This window comes from Fictibacillus sp. UD (assembly GCF_043558025.1).
GTDB lineage: Bacteria > Bacillota > Bacilli > Bacillales > Fictibacillaceae > Fictibacillus.
Map to the genome: position 1 here is coordinate 44,809 of NZ_JARUHH010000020.1, position 13,952 is coordinate 58,760.

The following is a 13,952-nucleotide window of genomic DNA, read 5'->3' on the forward strand; positions in this document are numbered from 1 at the left end:
AGGAGGTAAGGAATGAATCGCATCTTCCGTAATACTATATTTTATTTATTAATCTTTTTAGTTGTAGTTGGAGTAGTCAGCTTTTTCAACGGCAACAACAATGAAGTCAAAGAAATTCGTTATGACCAGCTGACTAAGTACATTGAATCAGGCAAAGTAGAAAGCATCGTTTACCAGCCTGAGGGCGGCGTGTATGTTGTTCGCGGCCAGCTAGAGGGAGCTAAAGAAGGAGAAGTATTCCAGACAAACGCTCCTTTAACAGGTAACACACTTGCTGAGGTTGAAAAGCTTGCTGATTCTGCAAATGTAGAATTTAAACAGCAGGAACAGACAAGTGGCTGGGTGACATTCTTCACCTCAATTATTCCGTTTGTCATTATCTTTATCTTATTCTTCTTCTTGTTGAACCAGGCCCAAGGTGGCGGAAGCCGTGTTATGAACTTTGGGAAAAGCAAAGCGAAACTGTATAACGAAGAAAAGAAAAAGGTTACGTTTAAAGACGTAGCTGGTGCAGATGAAGAGAAACAAGAGCTAGTTGAAGTCGTTGAATTTTTGAAAGACCCGCGTAAATTCTCTGCTTTAGGTGCCCGTATTCCAAAGGGTGTTCTTTTAGTGGGACCTCCGGGTACTGGTAAAACACTTCTTGCACGTGCAGTAGCAGGAGAAGCTGGCGTTCCATTCTTCTCGATCTCAGGTTCTGATTTCGTTGAGATGTTCGTTGGTGTCGGTGCATCACGTGTTCGTGACTTGTTTGAAAATGCAAAGAAAAATGCGCCTTGTATCATTTTTATCGATGAAATTGACGCAGTTGGACGTCAGCGTGGAGCTGGTCTTGGCGGCGGCCATGACGAGCGTGAACAAACGCTTAACCAATTGTTAGTTGAAATGGACGGTTTCGGTGCAAACGAAGGTATCATCATCATCGCTGCAACTAACCGTGCCGATATTCTAGATCCTGCCCTTCTTCGTCCAGGACGTTTTGACCGTCAGATTCCGGTTAACCGTCCAGATGTAAAAGGACGTGAAGAGGTACTTCAAGTACACGCACGTAACAAGCCGCTTGCAGAAGACGTTAACTTAAAAACGATTGCAATGCGTACGCCAGGTTTCTCTGGTGCGGATCTTGAAAACTTATTGAACGAAGCGGCGTTAGTAGCTGCCCGTTCTGATAAGAAAAAGATTGATATGGATGACGTTGATGAAGCGATCGACCGTGTTATTGCAGGACCTGCGAAAAAGAGCCGTGTGATTTCTGAAAAAGAAAAGAACATTGTAGCTTACCATGAAGCGGGCCACACTGTTATTGGTTTAGTTCTTGAAGGTGCAGATACTGTTCATAAAGTTACCGTTGTCCCTCGTGGCCAAGCTGGTGGTTACACAGTAATGCTTCCTAAAGAGGACCGTTACTTCATGACAAAACCTGAATTAGAAGATAAAATCGTTGGACTTCTTGGAGGCCGTGTTGCCGAAGAGATTACGTTCAAAGAAGTAAGTACTGGTGCTCATAATGACTTCCAGCGTGCGACTGGAATTGCTCGCCGCATGGTTACTGAGTTTGGTATGAGTGAACGTCTAGGACCGATGCAGTTCGGTTCATCGCAAGGCGGTCAAGTCTTTTTAGGAAGAGACTTCAATAACGAGCAAAACTATAGTGACGCAATCGCGCATGAGATTGACTTAGAAGTTCAGCGCATCATCAAAGAATCTTACGAGCGCTGCCGTCAGATCCTTACTGAACACAATTCTAAGTTAGAGATCATCGCTCAAACATTGCTTACTGTAGAAACGCTTGATGAAGAGCAAATCAAAGAACTCGTTAAGACAGGTCAGCTTCCTGACAGAAAAACGATTTCAAATCCATCTGATGATGTTAAAGTAACACTTAACAAAAAAGATGAAGAGCCAAAGCAAGATTAAGATTTAAAAGGATGCCTCAGAGATGAGGTGTCCTTTTTTTGTAGACTGTTTTCGTATGCTTGAAAGAGGCTAATTTCCGCTGCAGGACTCGCTTTCCGCAGGGTGTGCGGTGAGCCCATTCGCCGCTTGCGTCATTGAATGGTCTCACCTGTCCCACTCATCCTGCAGGAGTCTCGTCCTTCCGCTCCAATTAGCTATTCAGTGAAGTATTTTTGAAAGTTTCTCTGGCGATAATCCTTTAGAATCTGTTTTTTGACAGGGTTTAGCTCTTATGATTTTCGTCTTTTTGTTCTTTCTCTTCACTGACAGGTGGATTGGAGTGAAAGGTGCGAGACTCCTGCGGGACAGGCGGGCAGGTGAGACACTTAAAAGTGAAACGTACGAATGTGGCTCACCGCCTGCTCCGCGGAAAGCGAGCACCTGTAACGGAAATCTACCACTTTCAAGAGCACCAAAGATTATCCAACTTATAATTGCAATAAGCCGGGATACTTTACTCCTATACGTTTTATGTTATAACTATTATAGAAACTTAAGATAAGAAGCGGGGACAAATTCCATGATTTTTGTGTTTGATGTCGGAAATACGAATATTGTTTTAGGACTCTATGAGAATGATGAATTAAAGCATCATTGGAGAATTCATACATCACGTGAAAAAACAGAAGACGAGTATGGCATGCTCATACTCGATTTGTTCCGTCACGTTAATATCCATAAAGAGCAAATTGAAGGAATCATTATTTCTTCTGTAGTACCTCCGATCATGTTCGCTTTAGAGCGCATGTGTGTAAAATACTTTAACCAGCGCCCGTTAGTTGTAGGGCCAGGTATTAAAACGGGATTAAATATTAAGTACGAAAACCCAAGAGAAGTTGGGGCTGACCGAATCGTTAATGCGGTTGCTGCGATTCATGAATATGACGCACCGCTTATAATTGTCGATTTTGGCACGGCTACGACGTACTGTTATATCAACGAACATAAACAGTACATGGGAGGCGCAATCGCACCTGGAATCAATATTTCCACAGAAGCGCTCTATACAAAGGCGGCTAAACTGCCTCGTATTGAGATTGCAAAACCTGAAGGCGTAATCGGAAAGAACACCGTTAACGCGATGCAGGCAGGGATCCTTTATGGATATGTAGGACAAGTAGAGGGTATCGTAAAAAGGATGAAGGAACAAACTTCGATTGAGCCAAAAGTTATCGCAACCGGCGGGCTTGCGAATTTAATTGCAGCGGAAAGCAACGTGATCGATCACGTTGATCCATTTTTGACATTAAAAGGTCTTTTACTTATTTACGATAAAAATAAGAACGGTTAAAGGATGAGTTCGATGAATGATTATTTAATAAAAGCACTGGCTTTTGACGGGCAGATTCGTGCTTATGCGATCTCCTCAACAGAGATGGTAAGTGAAGCGCAAAGAAGACATGACACATGGCCAACAGCATCGGCCGCACTAGGACGAGCGATGACGGCGTCAACGATGATGGGCATGATGCTAAAAGGCGAAGACAACAACATCACAGTTAAGATCGAAGGCGGTGGGCCGATCGGCGTAATCATCGTAGACAGCAATACAAAAGGTGAGACACGAGGCTATGTTACAAATCCGCACACACACTTTGAACTGAACAGCAATGGGAAACTGGATGTAGCAAGAGCGGTCGGTAAGGACGGATATTTATCTGTTCTTAAAGACATCGGCATGCGCGAGAAGTTTACGGGACAAGTGCCGATGGTTTCAGGTGAGCTTGGAGAAGACTTTACGTATTACTTTGCTTCATCTGAACAGGTGCCTTCTGCAGTAGGTGTAGGAGTTCTCGTGAATCCGGATAATTCGATCAAAGCATCTGGCGGGTTTATTGTTCAAGTCATGCCGAATGCGTCAGATACAATCGTTGATCTTCTAGAAGAGAGAATCAACGCGATCCCACCGATCTCACGTTTGATCGAAAAAGGAATGACACCAGAGGAAATCTTATTTGAGCTTTTAGGAGAAGATCAAGTTCAAATCTTAGAAAAATCTCCAGTACGTTTTCAATGTACGTGCTCACATGAGCGTTTTGGACAGGCAATCGTCAGTCTTGGTGAGCAAGAGATCACTGATATAATAGAAGAAGACGGCCAAGCGGAAACAAATTGTCAGTTCTGTAATGCGACTTATATCTTTTCAAAAGAAGAACTTCAAAGCTTGCTGGATCAAGCAAAATCCTAAACCCGGAATTTTTCCGGGTTTTGTTTTATACATGAAAAGAAGAATTCTGCGTACCATTGTAATAGATAACTTACGTGTGCAATAAAATTGACAGGGTATTTCCAGGGTTGCTACAATTAATCCAATAAAAATACTCGGTTTTAGGAGTGATGGCAAATGGCAAGAGTGGCGCAATCCGTAACAGAATTGATTGGTCAGACACCTGTTGTTAAATTGAATCGTATTACAACAGAGGATATGGCAGATGTGTATCTAAAATTAGAGTTTATGAATCCGGGAAGCAGTGTAAAAGACCGTATCGCATTAGCGATGATTGAAGATGCGGAAAAGAACGGAAAATTAAAAGCGGAAGATACGATTGTAGAGCCAACAAGCGGAAACACAGGAATCGGTTTGGCGATGGTTGCTGCTGCAAAGGGTTATAAAACGGTCCTCGTAATGCCTGAAACAATGAGTTTAGAAAGAAGAAACCTGCTTAGAGCGTATGGAGCGGACCTTGTTTTAACGCCAGGTCCTGAAGGAATGGGCGGAGCGATTAGAAAAGCAGAAGAGTTAGCGAAAGAAAATGGCTACTTCATGCCGCAGCAGTTTAAGAATGAAGCGAACCCTGCTATTCATAGAGATACGACAGGGCAAGAGATATTATCACAATTTCCAGATGGGCTAGACGCATTTGTTTCTGGAATCGGAACGGGTGGTACGATTACGGGTGCAGGGCAGGTATTAAAAGAGAAGTATCCAGATTTAAAGATATACGCTGTAGAACCAACGGATTCTCCTGTATTATCTGGAGGTAAACCAGGACCGCACAAAATTCAAGGAATCGGCGCAGGTTTTGTTCCTGATATCTTAAAAACTGACATTTACGATGAAGTGTTAACGATCTCAAATGACGAAGCGTTTGAATGGGCAAGAAAAGCAGCACGTGAAGAAGGTCTGTTAGGCGGTATCTCATCAGGTGCAGCAATCTCAGCAGCGCTAAAAGTCGCTAAGAAGCTAGGCAAAGGCAAAAAGGTATTAGCCATTATTCCAAGTAACGGCGAGCGTTACTTAAGTACACCGTTGTACCAGTTTGAAGATTAATCATTTTGCGGGCTCCCTATTGGGGGCTTTTTTTTGATGAGTTATTTCTCACAAGATTATATATTTTGTTTTCTCTTCATTGCAAGGGGATTGTAGTGAAAGGTGGGAGACTCCTGCGGGACAGGTGGGCAGGTGAGACACTTAAGAGTGACACGAACGAATGTGGCTCACCGTCTGCCCCGCGGAAAGCGAGCACCTGAAACGGAAATCGACCTCTTTCAAAGCAACAAGGCTTAACTAAGGCTTTTTAAATGGTGATAAAACCCATGTAAATGCAGGAAATTGGGAGAAAGATGTGCCAAACTGAAACACCTCATGTACAATGTAAGCAGAAGATTTTTGGGAGAGTGACCGTATGGGGATGAACAACAAATGGCATGTCATGCATTCATGTATACACCTTTCTAAAGAAGAGTGGTTTTATAAATATAAATTCTTAGCAGCGACTGAACCTCGCCACGTTTTGTTGGAGAGCGGTAGAACAGGAAAGTACAGCATCATCGGACTTTCTCCTTTCGCTGAAGTCACTGGTAAACATAATGAATTAACCATACAAACGGATGAAGGCTCGACGGTTTTAAACGGTCCGGTATATGAGCAGTTTCAAAACTGGTTTAAAGATTTTGAAGTAGAACGAGTAGAAGGATTTCCTGACTTTACAGGCGGGGCGATCGGATATTTAAGCTATGACCTTACACGTGAGTTTGAGAAACTGCCTGTTACTTCAGAAGATGATCTGCAGTTACCTGACTTGTATTTTCTGTTGTTTAAAGATGTTTTCGTCTACGATCATGAAACAAACAAACTTTGGATCTTTGTTCTAGGGAAAGAGAAGAATGACCCTTATCATTTGGACAAGCTTCGTGCTTTTAAAGAAATGTGGGAAGCTCCGCTGTCTGCTCGGGATATTCAACAAGATAGTCAGAGCTTTCCTATAGATGATTTTAAGCACGTATCAATGACAGAAGACGTTTTTGTAGACGCGGTCAAAAAGATTCAAGATTACATTTCTGAAGGCGACGTGTTCCAAGTGAACTTGTCTGTTCGTCAGTCAAAAGCGCTGCGAACATCACCGATTCACATATATGAAGAATTAAGAAGAATTAACCCGTCACCGTATATGGGATATCTGCATACCCCTGACTTTCAGCTTGTTAGTGCTTCGCCTGAACTTTTAGTGAAGAAAAAAGGTGATCGTGTGAGTACCCGGCCAATTGCAGGCACACGTCCGCGCGGGAGAACGGAAGAAGAAGATCTGGAGCTTGCGAACACGTTGATTCAAAATGAAAAGGAACGTGCTGAACATGTGATGCTCGTCGATCTTGAACGAAACGACCTTGGTAAGGTTTCTGTTTATGGCAGCGTAAATGTGGACGAGTTTATGGTGATCGAGAGGTATTCGCACGTGATGCATATCGTCTCTAATGTGATTGGTACATTAAGGCCAGAGTGTGATGCGTTTGATTGTATAAAAGCGACCTTCCCAGGTGGTACAATCACCGGCGCTCCAAAAGTGAGAACGATGGAAATCATTGAGGAGTTGGAACCTGTACGAAGAGGTGTTTACACAGGAAGCATGGGCTGGATCGGTTTTAACGGTGATACCGAAATGAATATCGCAATTCGAACGATGGTATGTCAAAATGAAACTGCACACGTTCAAGCGGGTGCCGGGATTGTGATTGACTCCATACCTGAAAGTGAATACAAAGAGAGTTTAAAAAAAGCAGAGGCGTTGTGGCGTGCCAAAGAGCAAAGTGAGCTCGGGTCAATTTTGGTTTAACACACAGCACATGAGAGGAGAAGAGACGAGATGATTTTAATGATTGATAACTACGATTCTTTTACGTACAACCTCGTTCAGTATTTAGGAGAGATGGGTGAGGAGCTTGTCGTAAAACGAAACGATGAGATAACGATAGAAGAAATTGAGCAACTGGATCCTGAATTCTTAATGATTTCTCCAGGACCTTGTTCACCAAATGAAGCGGGTATAAGCTTAGAAGCTATTTCATACTTTGCCGGAAGAATCCCGATTTTTGGTGTTTGTTTAGGTCACCAGTCGATTGCTCAAGTATTCGGAGGAGACGTGGTACGTGCAGAACGATTGATGCACGGAAAAGTATCCCCGGTTCTTCATGACGGCAAAACGGTTTATGAAGGATTAGCGCAAGAGTTTCCCGCGACACGCTATCATTCCCTAATCGTTAAAAGAGAAACGCTACCTGATTGCTTTGAGATTTCTTCTTGGACGAAAGAAGGAGAAATCATGGGAATCCGTCATAAAGAACTTCCGATTGAAGGCGTACAATATCATCCGGAGTCAATTTTAACGGAAGACGGCAAGAAACTTTTACGAAACTTTATCGATTTTTATAAAGGTAAAAAAGCATCATGTACATCTATTTAAATGGAAAAGTAGTTTCTAAAGAAGAAGCAGTCATCTCGCCGTACGATCACGGATTCATGTACGGCTTGGGTGCGTTCGAAACGTTCAGAACGTATGGCGGCTTCCCTTTTTTGATTAATGAACACTTGACTAGGCTGCATGAAGCTCTAAAAGAGCTGAATATTTACTTAGAGCTTGATACGGATACCGTAATAGAAATGGTAAAAACGCTGCTGCGCAAAAATGAGATGGATGATGCTTACTTTAGATTGAATGTTTCAGCGGGTGTGGGGGATATCGGGCTACAGACTCTTCCTTACGAAAAACCTGCCGTAATTCTATATACTAAACCTCTCATTGAAAGCAGCACCATTTCTGAAAAAGAACTGATTCCGTTAAAAACGGTGCGCAATACACCAGAGGGTGAGAAGAGGCTAAAATCACATCATTATTTAAACAGCATTCTTGGCAAGAGAGAACTTTCCGCTGTGAATCAAGAAGGTGTTTTTTTAACACAAGAAGGATACATCAGCGAAGGAACGGTGTCGAACTTATTTTGGTACAGTGATAACAAGCTCTTTACACCTGGGACTTCTACAGGCATTTTAGAAGGCATCACTCGAAAATGGGTAATGAAAGCATCACATATTCTGAACATTCCTTTTGAAACAGGGAATTATAAAATAGAGAAGTTAGTTGAAGCGGATGAAATTTTCCTTACGAACTCGATCCAAGAACTCGTACCAGTGAACAAGTTTCAAGATAAAGAGTTCCCTGGTGCTGAAGGTGAAATTTTCGATCTGTACAGAAGACTTTATAACGAACATACAAAAAAACAACTCCGAAGTATTTGATGTATTTTTGAAAGGATAGATTCTCCATGAATGAAATGTTATTAAAACAGGCTAGGCTTAATTGTGGCGAATACGTACTGGATTTTTCAAAAAAGACATATGTGATGGGGATTCTAAATGTCACACCTGATTCGTTTTCAGATGGCGGACATCACAATCGGATTGAACAAGCCGTTGCCCACGCGAAGCAAATGGTGATGGATGGTGCTGATATGATTGATATTGGCGGCGAATCCACAAGACCTGGAGCTCAAAAGGTACCGCTCGATCAAGAGCTGGAGCGCGTTATTCCAGTGATTGAAGCATTAAAAAATGAGGTGGATGTTCCATTATCCATCGACACATATAAAGCAGAGACGGCCTATCAAGCGGTAAAAGCAGGTGCTCATATCATTAATGACGTTTGGGGAGCAAAATTTGACCCTGACATGCCGAAAGTAATGGCCGATACGAATGTACCGGTAATCTTGATGCATAATCGATTTGATACGAACTATCAAGAATTTATGCCGGATGTCATTGCAGACTTAGAGCACAGCATTGCTATTACCGTTAAGGCGGGAGTCAATCCTGAGAATATCATCTTGGATCCGGGTGTTGGTTTTGTTAAAACGTTTAAGCAAAACCTTGAAACGATAAGAAGATTGAATGAAATCGCAGAGATGGGCTATCCTGTTTTATTAGGAACTTCACGAAAATCAATGATCGGCAAGGCACTGGATCTTCCGGTAGAAGAACGAGTGGAAGGAACAGGCGCAACAGTTTGCCTTGGAATTGAGAGAGGCTGTTCAATCGTACGTGTTCATGATGTAAAGGAAATAAGCAGAATGGCAAAAATGATGGATATCATGCTCGGTAAAGGAGCGCTATCTCATGGATAAAATATATGTGAACGGTATGAAATTTTACGGCTACCACGGAGTCTTTGCAGAAGAGCAAAAGCTTGGACAGCGTTTTAACGTGGACGCAGTGTTGTCTATGGACTTATCAAAAGCTGGACTTTCAGATGAACTGAACTATACGGTCAACTACGGTGAGGTATACGGAGCTGTTAAAGAAATCGTGGAAGGTGACTCTGTAAAGCTTTTGGAGACATTAGCTGAATCGATCTCTGCAGCATTGCTTGCAAAGTTTCCTTTAATTGATGAGGCAACGATTAAAGTTATAAAGCCAGACCCCCCAATTCCTGGTCACTATGAATCGGTGGCGGTCGAGATCACAAGAGGGCGCGCATAAATGGCGAACAACCATATCGCTTATTTGTCAGTTGGCTCCAACATGGGGGATCGAGAGCAATTGCTTACAAAAGCAATCTCACTTTTAGAGGAGTACTCTGAGATATCTATCGAATCCGTTTCATCTATCTACGAAACAGACCCTGTTGGTGTTACAGATCAGCCGTTGTTTCTAAATTTGGCATTAAAACTCAAAACCAGTCTTTCTCCACAGGGGCTTTTGAGCAAACTGCAAGAGGTGGAGATGAAACTGGACCGAAAACGAGTTCAAAAGTGGGGACCGAGAACAATAGACCTTGACATTTTATTGTATAATAGTGTAAGTATACAGACGGAAGTGTTAACGATTCCGCATCCACGTATGCTTGAAAGGGCATTTGTTCTCATACCTCTAAGAGAAATTGCTCCTGATGATGTTTATCCGGAGAAAACAATTTCATTACATCAAGTCCTTTGCGAACAAAGAGATAAAGAAGGTGTACGCATATGGAAGAAGACAGACTCGGAAGACGCATCCGTGCGTTCAGAAAATTAAAAGGCTATACCCAAGAACAGCTTGCAAAAGACATAGGAATCTCAGTATCCGTTTTAGGCGAGGTAGAAAGGGGCAGCCGAAAGCCCAAAGTAGATTTGCTTCATAAAATAGCGAATCAGTTCAGCATTAACGTTGAAGAGTTACAGTAAGCAGATAGATAGCAAATCCAACAAGCGAAATGAGGTGATATGGATGTTGAAAATCGGTGATATTACACTGAAAAACCAAGTAGTTCTAGCGCCGATGGCTGGTGTATGCAACCCTGCATTCCGTTTAATCGCCAAAGAGTTCGGAGCGGGACTCGTATGTGCAGAGATGGTAAGTGACAAAGGAATTTTACATGAGAATGAAAGATCCCTAAAGATGCTTTATGTAGATGAACGCGAAAAACCGCTTAGTCTGCAGATCTTTGGCGGAGAACGTGAATCTCTGGTTGCTGCTGCTAAATACGTTGATAAACATACAAACGCAGACATTATCGATATAAACATGGGATGCCCGGTTCCGAAGATCACAAAATGTGATGCAGGAGCAAAATGGCTTCTAGACCCAGACAAGATTTATGAGATGGTAGCTGCGACTGTTGATGCCGTTCAAAAACCAGTCACTGTAAAAATGCGGATCGGATGGGATGAAGATCACATTTATGCAGTGAAGAACGCTCAAGCCGTCGAACGTGCTGGTGGTGCTGCAGTAGCTGTGCACGGGCGTACACGTGTTCAAATGTACGAAGGAACAGCAGACTGGGACATCATCGGTGAAGTGAAGAAGACCGTATCGATTCCTGTAATCGGTAATGGTGATATTTCTACACCTCAAGAAGCGAAAGAGCATTTGGACAAATACGGAGTAGATGGTGTGATGATCGGAAGAGCGGCTCTAGGCAACCCTTGGATGCTTTATCGTACCGTTCAATATCTGCAAAACGGAGAAATCGCTCCAGAACCTACTGCTCGCGAAAAGATGGAAATCTGCATGCTTCATATGGACCGTTTGATCGAACTAAAAGGTGAAGATGTTGCTGCAAGAGAGATGAGAAAACACGCAGCATGGTATCTAAAAGGTTTGCCGCAAACAGGTTCTGTCCGAAATGAGATCAACCAGATGACTACTCGTGATGGCATGAGTAAACTATTGTTTGGTTATGTAGAGCAAATTGAAGAACTGCAAAAAATCAGCTAAAGCTAGCAAAATACAGCCAGATCATCAGATGACTGGCTGTTGTTTGCTTAATTAACAAACATCTGGTGTTTTCTTTTATAATGATTGAGGAGGAATGGCATATGGCTATGCTTAAACTCACCCAAGAAGGCACCAGGAATCTAGAACAAGAATTACAATACCTATTAAAACGCAAAAAGGAATGCAGGCAATCTCCAGAAAGAGAATTCATTCAGTCACGAATGGCCGAGATAACGGATATCTTAGCTCGATCCGTCACATGGCCGATTGTAAGAGAAGCGGGAGACTTTGTAGAACCAGGCTCTGTTCTTACAATAGAGGACACTGTTTATAAGGAAAGGTATACCTACACAATCGTTCATCCTTTTGAAGCGGATCCTCGTGAAAATCTCATATCTGTCCAGTCCCCGATCGCAAAAGCTGCAATAGGGAAAGCCGTTCATTCAACATTTACTGTTGTTGTTCCTTTAGGCGAGAACTTAACTTATACCATAATAGATATTCAAAACTGCTAAAGCTAGGAGTGTTCCCATGAGTCAGGAATTAGAATTAAATGATTTGCTGCGCGTACGAAGAGAAAAGTTAGCTGCTCTAACAGAAAAAGGAGTAGACCCTTTTGGTACAAAGTATAACCGTACACATACAGCAAGTGACCTTGTGTCTGAATACGGAGAAAAAGAAAAAGAAGAATTAGATAGCGAAGAAATCTCAGTTACCCTTGCTGGCCGTATTATGACCAAACGCGGAAAAGGTAAAGCAGGATTCGCTCATATTCAAGATCTAACAGGCAAGATTCAAATCTATGTAAGATTAGATGCAGTCGGTGAAGAGCAATACGAACTATTTAATACGATTGATATCGGTGACTGGGTAGGTGTAACAGGATTAGTTTTCAAAACGAAAGTAGGAGAACTTTCGATTAAAGCGAAAGATTTTCGGCTTCTTACAAAATCCTTGCGCCCGCTTCCGGATAAGTTCCACGGTTTAAAAGACGTTGAACAGCGTTATCGTCAACGTTATGTGGATTTGATTATGAATCCAGAAGTTAAGGATACTTTTATTTCTCGTTCTAAGATCATTCGTTCTATGCGACGCTATTTAGATGATAATGGTTATTTAGAAGTAGAAACACCTACAATGCACTCTATTCCAGGTGGAGCATCTGCACGTCCGTTTATCACGCATCATAATGCGCTTGATATGGAGCTTTATATGCGTATCGCAATCGAGCTTCACTTAAAGCGTCTAATTGTAGGCGGACTTGAAAAGGTTTATGAAATCGGCCGTGTATTCCGTAACGAAGGGGTATCAACTCGTCATAATCCTGAATTTACGATGATCGAGCTATATGAAGCATATGCGGATTACCTTGATATTATGGAGTTAACCGAGAACTTGATCGCCCATATCGCAGAGGATGTTCTAGGTTCAACTACTGTAACGTATGGCGACTACGAAGTAGATCTTAAGCCGCGCTGGAAAAGAGTACACATGGTTGATGCGATTAAAGAAGCCGCTGGTGTAGACTTCTGGCCAGAAATGACAGACGAAGAAGCACGTGCTTTAGCAAAAGAACATAAAGTACCTGTAAAAGACAACATGTCTTATGGCCATGTTGTAAATGAATTCTTCGAGCACTTTGTTGAGGAAAAACTGATTCAGCCTACATTCGTGTACGGTCACCCAGTTGAAATCTCACCTCTAGCGAAGAAGAATCCGGAAGATCCGCGTTTCACAGATCGTTTTGAGTTATTTATTGTCGGACGTGAGCATGCAAATGCATTCTCAGAGCTTAATGATCCGATCGATCAGCGTGAACGTTTTGAAGAGCAGCTAAAAGAACGTGCTGAAGGAAACGACGAAGCACATATGATGGATGAAGACTTTGTAGAGGCGCTTGAGTACGGAATGCCTCCAACAGGCGGTCTAGGGATTGGAATCGATCGTCTTGTTATGCTGCTAACAAACTCACCTTCTATCCGTGATGTCCTTTTATTCCCGCAAATGCGTCATTCAGAAAAGTAATTGATTCGCAAAAGCCAGCACATTGCTGGCTTTTTGTTTTGTCTGGCGTTTTGAGTATAGGATTTTAGAAAATGAGAAATATAATGAAGGTGTATTTGATGAAATATCATTTCACTATATCTTGTATGGCTGCAACTTATTGATACGCTTATCTAGTAGAATGCGTTATAACTGTATAATGGCTTAAATAAAAGTTAACTTTTATTCGTTAAAACTATTGTACAAGAGCGAAAATGGTGGTATATTATTCTTCGTCGCAAGGAATACTGACATGTTGAAAGCTTTACTTAAACGATTAAAAGTTTTTGAAAAAAGCTGTTGACAATGAGGGTTGCGACATGGTAATCTAATAAAGTCGCCAAAACGAGCGGCAAGCTAGAAACACACAGTTCTTTGAAAACTGAACAAAAGAAATAGGTAAGGAATTAAATTAATTCCGTCAGTTTTAAAATCGAGCAAGACAAACACTTTTATGGAGAGTTTGATCCTGGCTCAGGATGAACGC

General features: G+C 42.1%; 16 protein-coding genes. All 16 read left to right on the top strand.

The window, feature by feature from the left end:
- Positions 1 to 12 precede the first annotated feature (12 nt).
- The 16 genes from ftsH to lysS all read left to right on the top strand — a co-directional run bounded on the left by ftsH (position 13) and on the right by lysS (position 13,447).
- Positions 13 to 1,917: an ATP-dependent zinc metalloprotease FtsH gene (ftsH, locus tag P8610_RS18940; RefSeq protein WP_289493710.1), complete on the top strand. Its 1,905-nt coding sequence runs from the start codon at positions 13 to 15 to the stop codon at positions 1,915 to 1,917.
- 326 nt (positions 1,918 to 2,243) lie between these two features.
- Positions 2,244 to 2,390 carry a hypothetical protein gene (locus P8610_RS18945; protein ID WP_394605774.1) on the top strand — a complete coding sequence of 49 codons (147 nt, stop codon included), beginning with the start codon at positions 2,244 to 2,246 and terminating at the stop codon, positions 2,388 to 2,390.
- Between the two features lie 86 nt (positions 2,391 to 2,476).
- Complete coding sequence (locus P8610_RS18950; RefSeq protein ID WP_394605775.1) at positions 2,477 to 3,247, top strand: type III pantothenate kinase; 771 nt, start codon at positions 2,477 to 2,479, stop codon at positions 3,245 to 3,247.
- A 12-nt stretch (positions 3,248 to 3,259) separates the two neighbouring features.
- Positions 3,260 to 4,144, top strand: a complete 885-nt coding sequence (gene hslO, locus P8610_RS18955) for an Hsp33 family molecular chaperone HslO (RefSeq protein ID WP_394605776.1) — start codon at positions 3,260 to 3,262, stop codon at positions 4,142 to 4,144.
- Positions 4,145 to 4,300: 156 nt separating this feature from the next.
- The gene (gene cysK, locus P8610_RS18960) at positions 4,301 to 5,227 is read left to right on the top strand and encodes a cysteine synthase A (protein ID WP_394605777.1); all 927 of its coding nucleotides are present in this window, start codon (positions 4,301 to 4,303) and stop codon (positions 5,225 to 5,227) included.
- A 102-nt stretch (positions 5,228 to 5,329) separates the two neighbouring features.
- Complete coding sequence (locus P8610_RS18965) at positions 5,330 to 5,464, top strand: hypothetical protein (RefSeq protein ID WP_394605778.1); 135 nt, start codon at positions 5,330 to 5,332, stop codon at positions 5,462 to 5,464.
- A gap of 124 nt (positions 5,465 to 5,588) precedes the next feature.
- Positions 5,589 to 7,010 (top strand): anthranilate synthase component I family protein, encoded by a 1,422-nt coding sequence (locus P8610_RS18970; protein WP_394605788.1) that lies wholly within the window; start codon positions 5,589 to 5,591, stop codon positions 7,008 to 7,010.
- A gap of 30 nt (positions 7,011 to 7,040) precedes the next feature.
- A complete protein-coding gene (gene pabA / locus P8610_RS18975; protein WP_394605779.1) occupies positions 7,041 to 7,637 on the top strand; it encodes an aminodeoxychorismate/anthranilate synthase component II in 597 nt (198 codons plus the stop codon).
- Positions 7,622 to 8,470, top strand: coding sequence for an aminodeoxychorismate lyase (pabC, locus tag P8610_RS18980; protein ID WP_394605780.1), 849 nt, complete (start codon positions 7,622 to 7,624; stop codon positions 8,468 to 8,470). The genes pabA and pabC overlap by 16 nt, the downstream gene beginning before the upstream one ends.
- A 26-nt stretch (positions 8,471 to 8,496) precedes the next feature.
- Positions 8,497 to 9,351 carry a dihydropteroate synthase gene (gene folP / locus P8610_RS18985; RefSeq protein ID WP_394605781.1) on the top strand — a complete coding sequence of 285 codons (855 nt, stop codon included), beginning with the start codon at positions 8,497 to 8,499 and terminating at the stop codon, positions 9,349 to 9,351.
- Positions 9,344 to 9,706: a dihydroneopterin aldolase gene (gene folB, locus P8610_RS18990; RefSeq protein ID WP_394605782.1), complete on the top strand. Its 363-nt coding sequence runs from the start codon at positions 9,344 to 9,346 to the stop codon at positions 9,704 to 9,706. The genes folP and folB overlap by 8 nt, the downstream gene beginning before the upstream one ends.
- Positions 9,707 to 10,240, top strand: coding sequence for a 2-amino-4-hydroxy-6-hydroxymethyldihydropteridine diphosphokinase (gene folK, locus P8610_RS18995; RefSeq protein WP_394605783.1), 534 nt, complete (start codon positions 9,707 to 9,709; stop codon positions 10,238 to 10,240).
- Positions 10,192 to 10,389 carry a helix-turn-helix domain-containing protein gene (locus tag P8610_RS19000; RefSeq protein ID WP_066238222.1) on the top strand — a complete coding sequence of 66 codons (198 nt, stop codon included), beginning with the start codon at positions 10,192 to 10,194 and terminating at the stop codon, positions 10,387 to 10,389. Before folK ends, P8610_RS19000 begins: the two co-directional genes overlap by 49 nt.
- 43 nt (positions 10,390 to 10,432) lie before the next feature.
- Positions 10,433 to 11,422, top strand: a complete 990-nt coding sequence (gene dusB / locus P8610_RS19005) for a tRNA dihydrouridine synthase DusB (RefSeq protein ID WP_394605784.1) — start codon at positions 10,433 to 10,435, stop codon at positions 11,420 to 11,422.
- 101 nt (positions 11,423 to 11,523) lie between these two features.
- Positions 11,524 to 11,937 (top strand): GreA/GreB family elongation factor, encoded by a 414-nt coding sequence (locus tag P8610_RS19010; RefSeq protein ID WP_289493690.1) that lies wholly within the window; start codon positions 11,524 to 11,526, stop codon positions 11,935 to 11,937.
- A gap of 16 nt (positions 11,938 to 11,953) precedes the next feature.
- Positions 11,954 to 13,447 (top strand): lysine--tRNA ligase, encoded by a 1,494-nt coding sequence (gene lysS, locus P8610_RS19015; protein ID WP_394605785.1) that lies wholly within the window; start codon positions 11,954 to 11,956, stop codon positions 13,445 to 13,447.
- The last annotated feature ends 505 nt before the right edge of the window (positions 13,448 to 13,952 follow it).